The organism is Arthrobacter sp. V1I7, from assembly GCF_030817015.1.
In the GTDB taxonomy this organism is placed as follows: Bacteria; Actinomycetota; Actinomycetes; order Actinomycetales; family Micrococcaceae; genus Arthrobacter.
Genome location: NZ_JAUSYS010000001.1, coordinates 3,428,108 through 3,443,847 on the forward strand (window position 1 = coordinate 3,428,108; position 15,740 = coordinate 3,443,847).

The following is a 15,740-nucleotide window of genomic DNA, read 5'->3' on the forward strand; positions in this document are numbered from 1 at the left end:
CCTGGTCCCGATTGCTATTGTTGGCCCACTTTGGCTGCCGCGGGCTCGTCGTTTCTTCGACGAAGCCTCGGATGCGTCCTCTATCGATACTGCGGGCCCGCGTGCGCCCGGGCCTACTCCATGAATACGACGGGAAGTATTTCTCGAACCGCCGGCATCGTTCCCACTGGGCTCCTCCACTGCTGCATCGGTTCCGCCGGGAAAAGCGCCCGGTGAAGGATCCATATACGGACATGTCAGCTACTGGTTCACTCAGCGGTTACGTTGGTAGCCAGCGTTACGAGGTCGGTTCGTCGTCTTCGTACCGATACTCGTGACGGAGGGCTTTGACCAGCTTGTGTCCGGTGAACAACGAGAGGCCTGCACCGATGAAGAGCGCTACTGCGCCAAGAATGTTCAGGCCCGTCGGATCGCGTAATAGTACAAGTCCGAGGACCACCAAGAGGACAGCAAGGTAGGACCACTGGCTCCGAAGCCACCAAGTGCCGCGGCGCACAGCGGGGTGATTTCGTGCGTCCATCACTGTATCCCCGTCATGAATGAGACGCTATCAGGGCTTCCCCCCTGTATGTACGTCTGCACACTTGGGGATCCTTTACCGGACACCACCTGAACCGTAAATCAAACTGAAGCCCGGCATGCTCAACCGGTGCCCTTATTCCGCAAGGGTCTGCCCCGGCAACGTGGGGGCTGGGGCCGGTGCCTCGGTGGCGTAAAGGGAGTTGAGTTGGCGGTAGAGGATTCGGGCGATGTAGCGCTTGAGGGATCTGCGGATTTCGCGGTAGCTGCGGCCTTCTTGGGTGCGTTTGGCGACGTAGTCCCGTGTTCCGGGGTCGTGGGCCATCCTGGTCATGGTGATGGTGTGCAAGGCTCGGTTGAGGCGCCTATCACCGCCCCGGTTGAGCCTGTGCCGGACAGTGTTACCGCTTGAGGCTGGCAAGGGATTTACCCCTGCCAGTGAGGCGAAGGCAGCTTCGCTTCGAACCCTTCCTGGATGCGACCAAGCTGTCAGGACGGTAGCGACTGTGACAGCCCCGGCGCCCACCATCTCCAACAGCGGTGCCGCGGGGCTTTGCTGGATCAGCTCTGTCATGCGCTTCTGGTTCGCAGTCAGCTGGGTGGTCACTTCGAGAACGCGGCGCGCCAACCGGACTGCTTCCTCGCGCGCGATCGATAGTTCGATCTGTTCCTGTCGTTCCCGCCATCTGGTGATCGTGGCGATCTGGGCGGGAACCAGCGGTTTACGAGCGTCGATTCCCAGATCGTGTGCCCGGAGTAAGGCGATGAGTGCATTGACATTCATTGTTCGTTCCCGGGTCAACTGATCCCGGGCTGCGCTCAAGATCCTGAGTCCGGCACGGGTTCCTTCATCCCGGCGGGGGACTCGAAGCTGGGACTCCTCTAAGGCCAGGACTGCGGTTCCGATGGCTGCGGCGTCTAGCGGGTCGGATTTGCCGATCGCCCGGCGCCCTCGGGCGTTCATCCGTGGAGCTTCGGCGACGTCATAGCCAGCGTCGGTTACTGCCCTGGCCAGACGTGCCCCGTAAGAGCCGATGCCCTCAACGGCCCATAGACAGGCGACATCGCCGTCTGTCCGTCGGCCGACCCACGCAAGTGCCCGGGAAATCCCTGTCGAGGTGGTCGGAAACTGCTCGCACGCGACCTGTTGCTTGGTACTGGCCTCGATGATGGCGTAAGTGTGGGTGCGGGCGTGGCAGTCCACGCCGATTACAAATGGGCGGGTCTGCGCAACGATGGTCAACGCGGCCACCCTCCTTCCTTTCGAACGGGCAAGACTGGTCGCATCGCGACCGGCACTGGACCTGGGAAGAGTCACTTCGAGGCAATACTGTGATGAGCCACAACCGCAGAGGCTGGGCAAGCTTCTAATCAAGCCACCGTCGTGGGACAGGTCAACGCCGGTCACTCCACCCAGCGCGGACAAGTCGGGGGAAATGCACCCTCAAGGGGCAATTGTTTTTTCGAGTCACCCGCCAGATAGAACGACCGGCATCAACACTGCCAGCTAGTCCCAGACCAGCCACTGCAAGACTCACAGTTGTTTTTTGCCTGCTGGCGGAGCTTCGCGTAGCTGTGTCCGACGGAGCCGGGGCAACCCGAAGGGCAAGCGGCGGATGGATTGTGGGAGGAAATAAGCGAAGCGCCGACACAAGGCATCCGGTGCGCTGCCGTCCGCAGGACGGTTGAGTCGGTGGAGCGGGCACGTACGATCCGAAGGAATCTCAATGATGTTGTCACTGGATTCCTGCGGGTCGGTTAGGCGGCGGCCCCCTCTCGGTCGGCGTTCCCGGCCCCCGCCTTGCTGGTTTGGAACACTGTATTGTCTGCGGAGCGGCCCCTGAGGCATGCGTACTGTGCTGTAGCCTCGGGGACACGACAGCCTGAGGGGGCAGCGCCATGAATCGTCCATCACTTTCCGTCATTGCAGCCATTGGTGCAACCAATCGAACGGAGTAAACGGTGATCCTTGCTGTAATCATTGCCTGCGAGATCGGCTTCTGGATTGTTGTCCTGGGCGGACTGGCTGCCCGGTACCTGATGGGTTCCCGACGCGTCGGCACAGCCCTCTTGGTGTGCGCTCCACTCATCGACGTTGTGCTCCTGGGTGCGGTCGCCGCTCACTTGGCAACGGGGGCCACGGCCTCCTGGCACCACGGGCTGGCTGCGCTCTACATCGGGTTCTCCGTGACCCACGGTCACCGCATGATTGCGTGGGCAGACACCCGCTTCGCCCACCGTTTCGCCCACGGTTCCTTACCGGTCAAGCCAACCGGGTCACAGTACACAAAGCAGTGCTGGGCCGACGTTATCCGGACCATGGCCGCCGCCATCGTCGCCGCGGGAATCATCGCAGCAATCACATGGTGGGTAGGTAATTCCGCCCGCACGCAAGCGCTCACCGGATGGTATGGCGTTCTGGGCATCATTGTCGCGATCGAGTTCATTTGGGCAGCCAGCTATAGCATTTGGCCGCGGAAATCAGTGAAGTCGCTGGAGCGAGGCAATAGTTCCGGCCAATCGGCCGAAGCCCCCATAAACCGCCCTTCCTAGTAGCAACGCACGCGGAAATGCAGACCAGATGACCCCCAGGGGCCTTCGCATTAGTCCCTGCGCACCACGCACTGGGAAATCACGCCTCGTGAAGCAATACAGCAAATTTCCGACCAGGCATCAGAGCTTCCTGGGACGGATAGCGCCCCGGCTACTCATCAGCCCGTCAGCTCGGCGGCGGCGAAGGAGACGGCGAAACGCGCGCACCAGATGCTTACCGAGCTGTAGTCGGCCAGGTTCGCTCCGGCCGGGATCTCGTAGTTCTGATCGCCCTTGTTGGCTTTGAGCGCACCCAGATCGAGGTAGGCTCCGTCGTCGAAGAGATACCAGCCGGCCGCTCCCTCGATCACCGGGGCGTCGCTGAGCCACACCCGAAGGTCCGGGCCATCGGAGGTATCGAGACCTTCGAACCTCAGAATCCGGCTTCCGTCGGCGAGTTCGAGGATTTTCACCGTTCCGGAGCTGGCATGTTCATGGCTGATAAGTTTGCCCGTCACGAGTTCATGCGGAGCGACCGCGGCGGGCATATCCGAGGGCCCCGCAGACTGGCTGGGCGGCGGCGCAACGGCCGGAATTTCCTCGGTCACAGTGGAACTGGTGAAGATCCGCCAGGGCTGGAACAGATACAGCCCGACGGCGACCGCGATGGCGGCCAGCAAGGCCACAGCCGGAATGGCAACGCGCCTGTTCATGCCCTTCCAACGACCGGACGGACAACGAAGTTCCGGGCCTGCCACGGGCTTGCCCCTCATATTTCAGCGCACCCGATCTCGTCATCGCCGGCCTCAGCGACCTGGCCGCCGCCCTGGGACCCGTTCAGGCCGGGGTTTGAGCGGGCGCCGACTCCGGAGCAGGCAATAACATTGGGAGAGCTCCCCAGGAATGTCTGTGGTCGCCTGTACCTTAGGCCTTAACCGTCAGCACGTACCCCGTATCAAGGACACGATGGACTACTACGCAATCAGTTCGCTGCGTGAAAACCATGCAGGATGGTCGCTGCTGCGCGCGCAGAACGCCCCGCTGGCGGTCTCCTTCTTCATGAAGGCCTTCACCGGCCCCAACCAGCGGGACATCGGGCGCCAGGACCTCATCGACCACCTCGACGACGTCCTGTTCGGCCTGCGGGATGTGTTGGGCGAGGACAAATTCCCGCGCCCGGCGTCGGAGTACCTGGACGACTGGGCCGCCCCGGAGCGGGCCTGGCTGCGCAAATACTACGTTCCCGGCCAGGACGAGCCCCGCTACGATCTCACCGCCGCGGCCGAGGACGTGGTGCGCTGGGTGGAAAGCCTGCGCGGCAGGGACTTCGTGGCCACCCAGTCGCGGCTGACCAGTATCTTTGCCGTCCTCAAGGCCCTGGTCCAGCAGTCGGAGACGGACCCGGAGGTGCGGCTGGCCGAACTCCAGCGGCAGCGCGACGGGATCGACGCGGAGATGCAGCGGATCAGGGACGGCAACATCAGGGTCATGACAGGCCCGGAAGCGCTGGACCACTTCCAGCAGCTGACGTCCCTGGCCCAGGACCTGCTCTCCGACTTCCGGGAGGTTGAGCAGAACTTCCGGAAACTGGACCGCCAGGTCCGCGAACAGATCGCCACCTGGGACGGCAGCCAGGGCGATCTGCTCGCGTCGATCTTCGCGAACCAGCAGGACATCAGCAGCTCCCTCCAGGGCAGGACTTTCCAGGGCTTCTGGGACTACCTCATGTCCCCGCAGCTGCGCACCGAGCTGCGGGACCTGCTGCAGCGGGCCACCCAGATCGAGGCGCTCTCCGGCGCCGATAACCTCCATGCCGTGACCAACCTCCACCAGGACTGGCTGCCCGCCGTCGAGCAGACCCAGGCGACGGTCCGCCAGCTGTCCCAGCAGATGCGCCGCCTGCTCGACGACAAGGTCTTCCTGGAAAACAAACGCATCATGCAGCTGATCCGCAGTATCGAATCCGGCGCGCTGAGCACCCGGGAGGCGCCGCCGTCGGGCTTCTTCCTGGACGTCGCCGCGCCGTCCGTGGACGTCGCGCTGCCCTTCGAACGGCCCCTCTATGAGCCCAGCCGGAAGGTGATGGTGGACGACGACGTCGTGGCCGCCGACGACACGGACGTGGACGCCGGTGCCCTATTCAGTCAGTTCCACGTCGATCCGGCGCGGCTCCAATCCAGCATCGACGCCGTCCTAGCCGACGCGGAGCAGGCGACTCTCGCGGAAATCACCGACGCCCACCCCCTGAAGCAGGGCCTGGCCGAGATCGTCGCCTACTACCAGCTCGCCACCGAGTCGGACTGGGCCAGCATCAACGCCGAAGCCACGCAGCAATTGTCCTGGCAACTGCCGGATGGAAGTATCCGCGAGGCGACCATCGACCAGATCATCTTTGGAAGGCCAGCATGAACCCCGAAGCACCGGAAGCCAGGACCTCGGAGACCCGGACGCCGGAGGAGCTTCCCGGCGTCGTCACGCGTCTCTTCAAAGGCGTGGTCTACGCCGAAGCGGACGAGAAAATCTGGCAGTCGCTCATTGCCCTGACCTCCCAGGTCCGCGACTACGTTGCCGTGCTGGGGCTGGACCTGATCCTGGACGAGTCCGAGGGGTACGCGTTCCTGAAGTCCCGGGAGGACCCGGATGGAACCCTCCCCCGGCTGATCCCGCGGCGCCAGCTGACGTTCAATGTGAGCCTGCTGCTGGCCCTGCTGCGCGGCCGGATGCTGGAGTTTGACACCAACAGCAGCGAGCTCCGCCTCATCATGACAGAGCAGGAAATTGCGGACATGGTCTCGGTTTTCCTGCCCGAATCCAGCAACGAGGCCCGCATCCTGGATCAGCTCGGCGCCAACATCAAGAAGGTGGTGGAGCTGGGTTTCCTCCGGAAACTGCGCGGACAGGCGGGAACCTACGAGGTGGCCCGGATCCTCAAGGCCTACGTGGACGCGCAGTGGCTGGAGGAGTTCGACGCGCGGCTGGCGGACTACCGCTCGTCGCTCACCGGCACCGGCACCGGCGCCGGCGCCGGCGCCGGGGTAACGGAGGTGGAAAGCAAATGACCGCTGAACTGACCAACACCGAACTGCAGGACAGCCTGTTCAGCCTGGATGAACCCTCCCAGGACGTTACGGACGACGCCGGTACTCCCCCGGGTTTCCGGCTGCACCGGCTGGAGCTGCTCAACTGGGGCACCTTCCATCAGGGGATCCGAACGTTCCGGCTGGACGGCGCCAACAGCCTCCTCACGGGTGACATCGGGTCGGGTAAGTCCACCGTGGTGGACGCGATCACCACTCTCCTGCTTCCCGCGCACCGGATCGAGTACAACAAGGCCGCGGGTGCGCAGAAGAAGGAACGCACCCTGATGTCCTACGTCCGGGGCTTCCACAAGAGCGCCCGCAGCGCCGGGGGTGAATACTCCAAGCCGGTGGCACTGCGCGGGACGGGAACGCTCACCGTGGTGCTCGGCGTCTTCCACAACGCGGTGCTGGGCAAGTCGGTCACCCTGGCCGTGACGCTCTGGGCCATGCAGGAGGCCGGCCAGCCCAACCGCTTCTACTCGGTGGCCGAGACGGACCAGTCCATCGCGGCGGACTTTGCGAACTTCGGCCAGGATCCGGCGAAGCTGAAAAAGAAGCTCCGCGCCGCGGGCGTGGCCGTCCATGATTCCTTCGACCCCTACGCCGCGGCGTTCAAGCGGCAGTTCGGCATCGGCGGGAACCAGGCCATGGAGCTGTTCCACCGCACCGTCTCCATGAAGCAGGTGGAGAACATCACGTCCTTCGTGCGCACCAACATGCTCGAGGAAGACGACGTCGCGGCGCGGATCGGCAACTTGATCCACCACTTCGACGACCTGAAAAAGGCCCACGACGCCGTGCTGCGGGCCAAGGACCAGATCGGCCTGCTGACGCCCATCAGGGAGGGCTCCGCCCAGCACACCAGGCTGAGCCGCGAGGACGAGCTCGCCAGGACGCAGCGGGACCAGCTGCACCCCTGGTTCACCGACCAGAAGCTGAAGCTGAGCCTGGAACACCAGGCGGAGCTGGCGGGTACCGGAGTCCGGCTGCGGGAGGACAGCAGCAAGCTGTCCACCTCGATCAGCCAACTGCGCCACGATCTCTCCGCCGTCAAGGAGGACATCCGCAGCAACGGCGGCGGCCGGCTAGCCGCCATTGATGCAGAGGTCACGCGCCTTACCGAGGAATCCCGCACCCAGCGGCAGCGCTTCGAAAACTACACCGCCGCCGCCGCCGGCCTGGGCCTGCCGGCCGCCGAGGACCGGGTGCTGTTCGACGCCAACCGCGCCCGCCTCACTGGGGTGGAAGCGGAGCTCGGCGAGAACTCCCGCGGGCTGCAGGAAAGCCGCACCGCGCTGACCATCGAGCGGACAACGCTCACCGAGCGCGCCGCCGAGATCGGCGCCGAACTTACTAGCCTGCAGTCCCGCCCCAACCTGCTGCCGCGCCCCCAGCTGGAGCTCCGCCGTCGGCTGTGTGACGGCACCGGCATACCGGAATACGCGCTGCCCTACGCCGGCGAGCTGCTGCGGGTCCGCGACGGGGAAGCCGAGTGGGAGGGAGCCGCGGAACGCACCCTGCACGGCTTCGCACTCTCCCTGCTGGTACCCACCGAGCACTACCAGGCGGTGAGCAAGTGGGTGGATACCAACAACCTCCGGGGCCGGCTGGTGTACCTGAAGATCGGGGAGTCGTATTCACCCAGGGCAGCCGAGCCGGGAACGCTGGCGGCCAAGATCGCCATCAAGCAGGGCACCCCGTTCCGCAGTTTCCTCCTCGACGAACTCAGCAGCCGGTTCGACTACTTCTGCTGCGAGAACCTGGAGGATTTCCGCCGCTATCCGAAGGCGCTGACCCTCAACGGCCAGCTCAAGGGCGGCCGCGGGCGGCATGAGAAGGACGACCGCCGGGACCTGACGGACCGGCGCAACTACGTGCTCGGCTGGGACAACCAGGACAAGGTCACCCGCTTCCTCGCCGAGCAGGACGAGGTCCGGAGCCAGCTCCAGGGCAACACCGCCCGGCTCGGCAAGGTGGACCACTACCTCGGTGCGCTCGGGCGGCAGAACCAGCAGCTCGGCACGGTCCGGTCCGTGACGGATTTCGCCGAGATCAGCTGGCAGCTCACCGCCCGCCGCATCGAGGACCTCAAGAAGGAGAAGAGCGAGCTCGAGTCCGCCAGCGATGTCCTGCAGCAGCTGGCCGCCAAAGAGACGGAGATGGCCGGGCGGCTGGGGCGCCTGGAGGACCAGGCGGACAAACTCCAGCGCCGGATCGGCGCCAATGAGGAAGCGGCCAAGGAGATCGCCGCCGCGATCGAGGAGTGCGCTGCCGTCTTGGGTGAGCAGCCCTTGGCGGACGACGCCGGGGTGCTGGCCGCCGTCGGGAAACTCGCCACCGGTGCGCTCGGGGACAAACCGCTGACGTACAAAAACACCGCGGCGGTGGAAAGCACCGTACGTGCCGGGCTGACGGACATCATCGATGCACTCGTCAAACGGATCGCCCGCACGGCGGAAACCACGGTGCGGCTGATGGCCGACTTCCGCAACAAATACCCGAACGAGACCACCGAAATCGACGCCGCGCTCGAGGCCGCCGGGGACTACAACCGGCTCCTGGAGCAGCTGGTCAGCAACGACCTGCCCCGGTTCGAGGCGCACTTCAAGGAATCGCTCAACCAGAACACGATCCACGAGGTGGTGGCCTTCAACGCCTTCCTGGACAGCCGCCGGCAGGACATCGTGAACCGGATCGGCGAAATAAACCTCTCCCTGGCCGGGATTGAGTACAACACCGGCCGCCACATCCAGCTGGAGCACCAGAACACCACGGACCTGGATGTCCGCCAGTTCGGCATGGACCTGCGGGCCTGTTCGGAGGGCACCATCGGCGACGAGGAACAATACTCGGAACAGAAATACCTGCAGGTGGCGCGGCTGATCGAGCGTTTCCGCGGCCGGGACGGCTACACCACCCTCGACGAGCGGTGGACCGCCAAGGTGACGGATGTGCGGAACTGGTTCACGTTCTCCGCTTCGGAAAAGTGGACCGAAACCGGGGATGAGTTCGAGCATTTCACCGACTCGGGCGGAAAATCCGGCGGCCAGAAGGAAAAGCTCGCCTACACCATCCTCGCCGCCGCGCTGGCCTTCCAGTTCGGCCTGGCCGCGGGGCAGGGGCCCGGAAAACCTGCCGGCAAGAATTCCGGCGCCGGCCGCAGCTTCCGGTTCGTCGTCATCGACGAGGCGTTCGGCCGCGGGTCCGATGAGTCCGCGCGGTACGGCCTGGAGCTCTTCCAGCGGATGAAGCTCCAGCTGCTGATCGTCACACCCCTGCAGAAAATCCATGTGATCGAACCCTTCGTGGCCCACGTGGGCTTCGTGGCGAACACCAACGGCGACGACTCCCAGCTGCGCAACATGACTATCCAGGAATACCGGGACGAGCGGGACCGGCGTGCCTAAGCGGCGTCCCGAGGGCCCCGAACCGAGCTTGCGAGGTTTGGGAAGGGACCTCCGCGCTGAGCCTCTGCCCGGACGTTCGCACGGCTGGACCACGCTGGCGATGCTCCGCGCCCAGTCGCAGAAGACCTGGGACAGCGGCGTGCTGCTGCGCGAGCTGCTGGAACCCAGCGGCGTCTATCCGCGCCGCCGTCCGCTGAAACGCCCGACGGCGGCCACCCTCCGCAGTGACTATGCTGCGGCACGAGCCTGGGCGGCGGAGTTGTTCGCCGCCACCGGGCATTTCACGCTGGAGACCGCGGAGGTGGGCCGCACCACCATCGGATCCAACCTGCTGCCTGCCGCGGCCGTGTTTCCGGCGGCGGACGATGAGATTGCCTTTGTGGGCAGATCGAAGGATGCGTCCCGGTTCCGGGAGCTCGCCGAGGGGTTGTCCGAGCTGGACCCCGGTCTCCGCAGCTGGGTGCTGAAACGTCCACTGCAACTGCTGGAACTGGGCGGTGACGCGTTGACCGCCGCCCGGGTGGCCCTCTGGCTGCGGGACAACCCGGACCCCGGCATCTATGTGCGGCAACTCGGCATCACCGGTGTGCACACCAAGTTCATCGAGCACCACCGGAAGGTGATTGATGAGATGGCCGCGGAGCTGCGTGCGGACCCGCCGCTCCCCGTGGACGCAGCCGACGGCGATGACCTTCCGGAAGCGGCCGCGGAGCCGGGGTCACTGCTGGGCCAGGCCCCTGCCCGGACACCGGCGGCACGCTTCGCCGCGCGGCACGGGTTCCTGCACCCGCCCGAGCTCGTCAGGTTCCGGGCGCTGGACCCCCTGCTGCCGCTGCTGGGCGCAGCACGGGACCTGACCGTCACGGCCGAGGCGTTCAGTACGCTTCAGTTGCCGGTCAGGAAAGTGATTGTCACCGAGAACCTGGTGAATTTCCTGGCCCTGCCGGAGGTGCCCGGCACGCTGGCCGTTTACGGCGGCGGGTACGGATTCTCGTCGCTGCGGGACGCGGAGTGGCTGCGGGAGTGCGCGGTCTGGTACTGGGGTGACCTGGACACCCACGGCTTCCGGATCCTGGACCAGCTCCGGGCGGTCCACCCCCACGTGGTCAGCGTGCTGATGGACGAGGGCACGCTACTGGCGCACCGGGACGCTTGGGGCAGCGAGCCGTCCCCTTCCCGGGCGGCGCTGAGCAGGCTGACGCCCGAGGAGTCCGCACTCTTCGAGGCGTTGGTCAGCGATTCCTTCGGAAAGTCCGTCAGGCTGGAGCAGGAGCTGATCCGTTGGGACTGGGCGCTGGAACGGCTGCTGACCGGCTGAGAGCCCCGTCAGCTTGCTTCGGACGCTGCTTGCCTCTACCGACTGCCGTACAAATTCCGTACAGTCTTTAGTGGAGACGCCGACAATCCTGGCTTAGTCGAGTGGTACGCGCGACACGGATTTACGTCCACCGGCGGCGATAACCTGAGGCTTTACATGAAGGTAGCCACGGCCAAGAAGTACCTTGAAGCCGACGGGTGATGGCTGCCGGTCCACACCGATGAAGAAATCCGGCAGTCGCTAATTGCCCTGGCCTAGGCGCATGCGGTTCCAGCTTTCCGCTCCGGTACGTAACCCCGCAGGATGAAGCCAAGCATGATCCATCCAGCGCCGAACAACGCGAAAACTCCGGCACCGATTGCGGGAGGCAGCACTTCCAGCGCGTACAGGAGCGGCCGCAACGGCAGGACAAACATCCCGACTGCGCCGATCGTCATCAAGCCGGATCCCAACCGTCTCGGATGTCGTTCTCCATGGCGGCCGCCCCTGGTGACGGCGAGTCCGACGAGGAAGGAGGCCAGTCCCGGTCGGAGGAGACGCAGCTGGCCAAAATGGAAGAGCAGCTGGGTGACATCGGGCGCCGGAACCAGCAGCTGAGCGCCGTCCGTTCTGTTGCCGGTTTCGGCGAGACCAGCTGGGCGTTCACTGCCCGCCGGATTCAGGAGTTCAAGGAAGAGCGCCGAGGTCCTGGAAAGCAAACCGGGCTGGACTGCAGGCGCCAGAAGCGGGCCGTGGAGAGGCCCAGCGTGTTGCCGCTTTCCCGGCGCGGCTGCACCACTTCAATCACAACCGAGGCCCCAACTCACTCAAAGGTCAGGCACCAGCAAGCCGCGTAACTAACCTCCGTGGTAAAAACACCTAGATAGTGTCTGCCGGCATTCCGCAGCGTAGGCGACCGGCTGCAGCCCGGAACCCCGGGTAGCCGCGCCTGCCGAAACTCCGGAGTGATTTCCAGAATATTTTGCCAGTCACCCATCCGACATGCCGCAACGCCCGAATAACTGACATCACCTCTTGGGTTGGCAGGCAAGGCGAACCCAGTCGATCTATAAACTCAAACCGCATTCAGGAGATCATCATGACGACACACACCAGCTCCGGCAGGGCTACCCGCACCAACATCCAGAAGGCATCGATGGTTGTGGGTGCCGTGTTCCTGCTGGTCGGTGTCCTGGGCTTCGTGCCGGGAATCACCGCCAACTACGACCAGCTACACTTCGCGGGACACCACTCCGAGGCCCTGCTGCTGGGCCTTTTCCAGGTCTCGGCCCTGCACAACATCGTCCACCTGCTTTTCGGCGCCGCAGGCCTCGCCCTTGCGAAGACCGCTTCCGGTGCGCGCTCCTTCCTCCTCTACGGCGGCATCATCTACCTGGTCCTGTTCGTCTATGGATTGGTCATCCCCCAGGATTCGGCCGGGAACTTCGTGCCGCTGAACGGCTTTGACAACGTCCTGCACCTGCTGCTCGGCGTCGGCATGGTGGCCCTGGCCTTGATCCTCACCAAGGGCCACGCCAAGGCCCGGGCCTAAGCCAAAGCCGGGCGGCCAGCACGAAGGTACGTGCGGGCGTACTAGTGGGCACGGCGGGGCGCAGCAACCTGCGCCCCGCTTCGGTTCCCGCCCTACAGCGATGCTCCGGCAGCCGCAACGGCAATCGTGGCGGGAAGCGCCAGTACGAATATCCATCTGGCCCATGAAGCAAGGATCCCCCGACGCCAGGAAGCCACGCCCAGCAGCAGCACCCCTGAGAGGACTGTCAGGAGCCCGATCAGGAAGGCAATCCAGGCCCCCATGCGGGCGTTGCCTTCCTGATCGGGCTGGTCGCTGAAGAACCTGAATTCGGCCACATTCCCAGCCATCATGGCGGCGAACCCGATAATGATGGAAGCGGTCGCGATGACTGCCAGCACGGACGCCCGCCTCCGGTACCGCAGGAACAGTCCGAGAACCTATGCGGGTGAGTGCACAGCCACGGATGCGCGTTCAATGGTGGGGCACGTGATCTTCACGGCGGAGTCGTTGGGTGCTTCGTCCAGGCCCAGGAGCATGCGTACTCCTGCCGCTCCGAGTTCGTAGTGGGGCAGGGACACTGTGGACAGCGGCGGACGAAGGTGGGCGGCGATGACTTCCTGGTTGTCGAAACCGACTACGGCCATGTCATCTGGAATGGAGAGCCCGTTTTCCCGGAGGCCGTCGTAGAGGCCCATGGCCATGCGGTCGTTGTAGCAGTACACGGCGGTGACGTTGCGTTTGAGCAGTTCTTCGGTTGCGCCGTATCCGCCTTCCTGGTCCGGATAGGCTTCCATGACCAGGTGGGGGTCGAACGGAATTCCGGCACCCTCGAGTGCTTCCTTGTACCCTTGGAGCCGTCCGTCCTTGGCTGGGGCGGGAATCGTGGCGTTTATGAAGGCGATGCGCGAGTGGCCGCCGCGGAGCAGGATTTCCGTTGCCGACTGTCCACCCTGTGCTTCGTCGGGTACGACAGAGCGGGCCGCCCCGGCCTCTGGAGAGAAACAGTTGACGAGGACGAAGTCCGCCTCGCGCAGTGTTTCCGGGATGTCGGTGGCCCGGTGGAACCATGTGGAGTAGAGGATTCCGCGTACCTTGTATTCGAGCATCATGGCGATGGCGTCCTGTTCCAGGTCGCGGTTGCCTTCGGTGTTCGCGATGAGAAGGGCGTACCCGTGTTTCCATGCTTCGTCCTGGGCGCCGTGGATGATCTGGCCGGCGAAGGGGGTGGTGGCAATGGCGTCGGCGACGAGACCGATGAACCGTGAGGTGCCGCTGACCAGGGTCTTGGCCATCGCGTTGGGGCGGTAACCGAGTTGCCGGATCGCGTCCTTGACCCGTTGACGCGTCTCATCCGCAATGCGGGCATTCTTCTTCTTGTTGATGACCAGCGAGACCGTGGCGGTGGACACGCCGGCTGCTTCAGCAACCTCGCGGAGGGTAACCGGATGGGCGCGGCCGGTTCTGACAGGAACGTCGGGGGTGGCCGCGCTGCCTGAATCTTTCTCCTGCGAAATCATGTGCCCTCCATCAGGAGTATATCCGTCTGCCGTGGCCGTCATCCCTTCGTCGCCCCGCTTTCCAGGCCTTGGATCATTGCTTTGTTCAGCACGAGAAATACCAGCAGCAGGGGCGTGATGGTGACGCAGACGGCGGCAAAGGTGGCCGTCCAGTCGGTCTTTCCCATGGCGCCAATGTAGTTCTGCAGGCCGAGCGGAATGGTCTTCAGTTCTTCGGAGAGGACGAAGGTGTTGGCGAAGATGAAATCGTTCCAGATGAAGATGCTGTTGACCAGGACGACTGTCACGACAGTATTTACCGACAGGGGCAGGGTGATGAGTCCGAAGATGCGGTACGGACCTGCTCCGTCAAGAGAGGCTGCCTCGTACGTTTCCCGGGGGATGTATTCAAAGAACGAGGAGAACAGGTAGATGGACATCGGAAGGGCGAAGCCGGCCAAGGGAATGATCATCGACGCGTAGGTGTCAAGCAGGTTGATGGTTGAGTAGTCGATGAAGAGCGGCACGAGGGCGATCTGGACGGGCACGATGATGCCGATCAGGAAAAGGCTGCGGACGAACTTGCTGAACCGGAACCCGAGGACCTGCAACGCATAAGCAGCCATCATTCCCAGGAGCACAATCAGGACATTGGCTCCCATGGTGACGATGAAACTGTTGAGGATGTTCAACCAGAGGTTGCCCGTCTCGAACGCGCGGGCGTAGTTCTCCCACGTCAGGGACTTTGGCAGCGCGAAGGGGTCACCCGTCGCGAAGTCGTGCTCAGTGCGGAGACTGGTGATGAAAAGCCAGGCGAGAGGGTAGACCTGCACAATGACGATAAGGGCGATAAGCACTCTTGACAGGGTGCTGTGAAGGCTGGGCGGCCGACGCCGCCGCAGCGGCGGCGGGCTGTCTGATGGGACTGCCCTGGGCCTTGTAATCGGAGCTGCCGGCGCCGTCATGCGTCCGCCTTTCGTTTGAGCATGAAGAGGATGAGCCCTACGGCGACCAGACACTCGACGACGATGAATACGGCGATGGTACTGGCATATCCGAAGTCGGTGCTCGAGAAGGCCGTCTTGTACATATAGGTGGTCAGCAGCTCGGAGGACTGTCCGGGACCGCCATTCGTCATGAGGTAGGGGATGTCGAATCCGCGCAAGCCGTAGGTTGTTGCCATGATCGTGGTGGTGATCCAGACAGGCATGATGTGCGGGAAGCGGATCTTGGTGAACAGTTGCCACCGCGACGCGCCGTCGAGGCGGGCTGCCTCTTCAAGTTCCTGCGGAACGGACAGCAAAGCGGCGTAGATGATGAGCATGTACAGGCCGGTGAACCGCCACCCTTCGGGAGCCGATACTGCGGCGAGGACGGTGTTGATGTCCGAGAGCCAGGGGCGTTCAAGGGCGCCGAGGCCGATCCAGTGCAGCAGCTGGTTGAGCAGTCCGACCGGGTCGATGGAGTAGATGCGAACGAAGAGGAACGCGATCGCCACGGTGGAGATCACCGCCGGCAGCAGGTACAGGGTTTTGATGAGCTCGCGGCCGCGTCGCATCGAGGTGAGGAGGCTGGCGACGAGCAGGGCGCCGCCGAGCTGCAGCACCAGGCAGATGGCGAGATACCCGAGGGCGTTGAAGAAGGAGCGCCAGAAGATGTCGTCCGCGGTGAGCATCCGCACGTAGTTGGCGAGCCCTACGAACTCCATGTCGCTGATGCCGTTCCAGGAGAAGAAGCTGAGGAACAGCGACTGCACGATGGGGAACAGCACGGCGACGCCGTAAAGCAGCAAGGGTGGGAGCAGGAACACCAGGACAGAAAGTCGTGACCTGTTGGGGAGCATGGCTAGGCCTTTCGGGTGGGGGCCGCAGCCCC

At 64.2% G+C, this 15,740-nt stretch carries 14 protein-coding genes and 1 pseudogene; 7 read left to right on the top strand and 8 right to left on the bottom strand.

The window, feature by feature from the left end; all coding sequences use genetic code 11:
- Nucleotides 1-277: 277 nt before the first annotated feature.
- Together QFZ69_RS15730 and QFZ69_RS15735 are read right to left on the bottom strand one after the other, a co-directional pair.
- A complete protein-coding gene (locus QFZ69_RS15730) occupies nt 278-520 on the bottom strand; it encodes a hypothetical protein (RefSeq protein ID WP_307000253.1) in 243 nt (80 codons plus the stop codon).
- Between the two features lie 135 nt (nt 521-655).
- Nucleotides 656-1,762: an IS110 family transposase gene (locus QFZ69_RS15735; protein WP_307000474.1), complete on the bottom strand. Its 1,107-nt coding sequence runs from the start codon at nt 1,760-1,762 to the stop codon at nt 656-658.
- Nucleotides 1,763-2,481: 719 nt separating this feature from the next.
- On the opposite strand from QFZ69_RS15735, the gene QFZ69_RS15740 reads away from it, so the two are divergent.
- Nucleotides 2,482-3,072, top strand: coding sequence for a hypothetical protein (locus QFZ69_RS15740; RefSeq protein WP_306912767.1), 591 nt, complete (start codon nt 2,482-2,484; stop codon nt 3,070-3,072).
- 158 nt (nt 3,073-3,230) lie between these two features.
- On the opposite strand, the gene QFZ69_RS15745 is transcribed toward QFZ69_RS15740, so the two are convergent.
- Nucleotides 3,231-3,764 carry a DM13 domain-containing protein gene (locus QFZ69_RS15745; protein ID WP_306912768.1) on the bottom strand — a complete coding sequence of 178 codons (534 nt, stop codon included), beginning with the start codon at nt 3,762-3,764 and terminating at the stop codon, nt 3,231-3,233.
- A 253-nt stretch (nt 3,765-4,017) separates the two neighbouring features.
- Between QFZ69_RS15745 and QFZ69_RS15750 the strand changes: the two genes are divergently transcribed.
- From QFZ69_RS15750 to QFZ69_RS15765, 4 genes are read left to right on the top strand one after another with little or no spacing between them, the layout of a single operon-like run.
- Nucleotides 4,018-5,460, top strand: coding sequence for a DUF3375 domain-containing protein (locus tag QFZ69_RS15750; RefSeq protein WP_306912769.1), 1,443 nt, complete (start codon nt 4,018-4,020; stop codon nt 5,458-5,460).
- The gene (locus QFZ69_RS15755) at nt 5,457-6,110 is read left to right on the top strand and encodes a DUF4194 domain-containing protein (RefSeq protein ID WP_306912770.1); all 654 of its coding nucleotides are present in this window, start codon (nt 5,457-5,459) and stop codon (nt 6,108-6,110) included. Before QFZ69_RS15750 ends, QFZ69_RS15755 begins: the two co-directional genes overlap by 4 nt.
- Nucleotides 6,107-9,538, top strand: coding sequence for an ATP-binding protein (locus QFZ69_RS15760; protein WP_306912771.1), 3,432 nt, complete (start codon nt 6,107-6,109; stop codon nt 9,536-9,538). The genes QFZ69_RS15755 and QFZ69_RS15760 overlap by 4 nt, the downstream gene beginning before the upstream one ends.
- Before the next feature lie 37 nt (nt 9,539-9,575).
- Nucleotides 9,576-10,856 (top strand): Wadjet anti-phage system protein JetD domain-containing protein, encoded by a 1,281-nt coding sequence (locus tag QFZ69_RS15765; protein ID WP_306912772.1) that lies wholly within the window; start codon nt 9,576-9,578, stop codon nt 10,854-10,856.
- A 254-nt stretch (nt 10,857-11,110) separates the two neighbouring features.
- On the opposite strand, the gene QFZ69_RS15770 is transcribed toward QFZ69_RS15765, so the two are convergent.
- Nucleotides 11,111-11,293 carry a hypothetical protein gene (locus QFZ69_RS15770; RefSeq protein WP_306912773.1) on the bottom strand — a complete coding sequence of 61 codons (183 nt, stop codon included), beginning with the start codon at nt 11,291-11,293 and terminating at the stop codon, nt 11,111-11,113.
- A 293-nt stretch (nt 11,294-11,586) separates the two neighbouring features.
- Between QFZ69_RS15770 and QFZ69_RS15775 the strand changes: the two are divergent.
- Together QFZ69_RS15775 and QFZ69_RS15780 are read left to right on the top strand one after the other, a co-directional pair.
- Nucleotides 11,587-11,718: pseudogene (locus QFZ69_RS15775) on the top strand (IS481 family transposase); the annotation flags it as partial.
- A gap of 216 nt (nt 11,719-11,934) precedes the next feature.
- The gene (locus QFZ69_RS15780; RefSeq protein WP_306912774.1) at nt 11,935-12,387 is read left to right on the top strand and encodes a DUF4383 domain-containing protein; all 453 of its coding nucleotides are present in this window, start codon (nt 11,935-11,937) and stop codon (nt 12,385-12,387) included.
- A 92-nt stretch (nt 12,388-12,479) separates the two neighbouring features.
- Here the strand turns inward: QFZ69_RS15780 and QFZ69_RS15785 are convergent, their stop codons facing one another.
- The 4 genes from QFZ69_RS15785 to QFZ69_RS15800 are packed head-to-tail and all read right to left on the bottom strand — an operon-like array spanning nt 12,480 to nt 15,708.
- Entirely contained in the window at nt 12,480-12,767 is a 288-nt protein-coding gene (locus QFZ69_RS15785) for a hypothetical protein (protein WP_306912775.1), read from the bottom strand.
- 39 nt (nt 12,768-12,806) lie between these two features.
- Entirely contained in the window at nt 12,807-13,886 is a 1,080-nt protein-coding gene (locus tag QFZ69_RS15790) for a LacI family DNA-binding transcriptional regulator (RefSeq protein WP_306912776.1), read from the bottom strand.
- Nucleotides 13,887-13,924: 38 nt separating this feature from the next.
- Nucleotides 13,925-14,830 carry a carbohydrate ABC transporter permease gene (locus QFZ69_RS15795; protein ID WP_306912777.1) on the bottom strand — a complete coding sequence of 302 codons (906 nt, stop codon included), beginning with the start codon at nt 14,828-14,830 and terminating at the stop codon, nt 13,925-13,927.
- Nucleotides 14,827-15,708 (bottom strand): carbohydrate ABC transporter permease, encoded by an 882-nt coding sequence (locus QFZ69_RS15800; RefSeq protein ID WP_306912778.1) that lies wholly within the window; start codon nt 15,706-15,708, stop codon nt 14,827-14,829. Before QFZ69_RS15800 ends, QFZ69_RS15795 begins: the two co-directional genes overlap by 4 nt.
- Between the last annotated feature and the right edge of the window lie 32 nt (nt 15,709-15,740).

Excerpts from the sequence above, each read along its gene's own strand:
- QFZ69_RS15755 (WP_306912770.1), top strand. The coding sequence starts at position 5,457 with ATGAACCCCGAAGCACCGGAAGCCAGGACCTCGGAGACCCGGACGCCG.
- QFZ69_RS15730 (WP_307000253.1), bottom strand. The coding sequence starts at position 520 with ATGGACGCACGAAATCACCCCGCTGTGCGCCGCGGCACTTGGTGGCTT.
- QFZ69_RS15780 (WP_306912774.1), top strand. The coding sequence starts at position 11,935 with ATGACGACACACACCAGCTCCGGCAGGGCTACCCGCACCAACATCCAG.
- QFZ69_RS15795 (WP_306912777.1), bottom strand. The coding sequence starts at position 14,830 with ATGACGGCGCCGGCAGCTCCGATTACAAGGCCCAGGGCAGTCCCATCA.
- QFZ69_RS15800 (WP_306912778.1), bottom strand. The coding sequence starts at position 15,708 with ATGCTCCCCAACAGGTCACGACTTTCTGTCCTGGTGTTCCTGCTCCCA.
- QFZ69_RS15770 (WP_306912773.1), bottom strand. The coding sequence starts at position 11,293 with ATGACGATCGGCGCAGTCGGGATGTTTGTCCTGCCGTTGCGGCCGCTC.
- QFZ69_RS15745 (WP_306912768.1), bottom strand. The coding sequence starts at position 3,764 with ATGAACAGGCGCGTTGCCATTCCGGCTGTGGCCTTGCTGGCCGCCATC.
- QFZ69_RS15760 (WP_306912771.1), top strand. The coding sequence starts at position 6,107 with ATGACCGCTGAACTGACCAACACCGAACTGCAGGACAGCCTGTTCAGC.
- QFZ69_RS15790 (WP_306912776.1), bottom strand. The coding sequence starts at position 13,886 with ATGATTTCGCAGGAGAAAGATTCAGGCAGCGCGGCCACCCCCGACGTT.
- QFZ69_RS15750 (WP_306912769.1), top strand. The coding sequence starts at position 4,018 with ATGGACTACTACGCAATCAGTTCGCTGCGTGAAAACCATGCAGGATGG.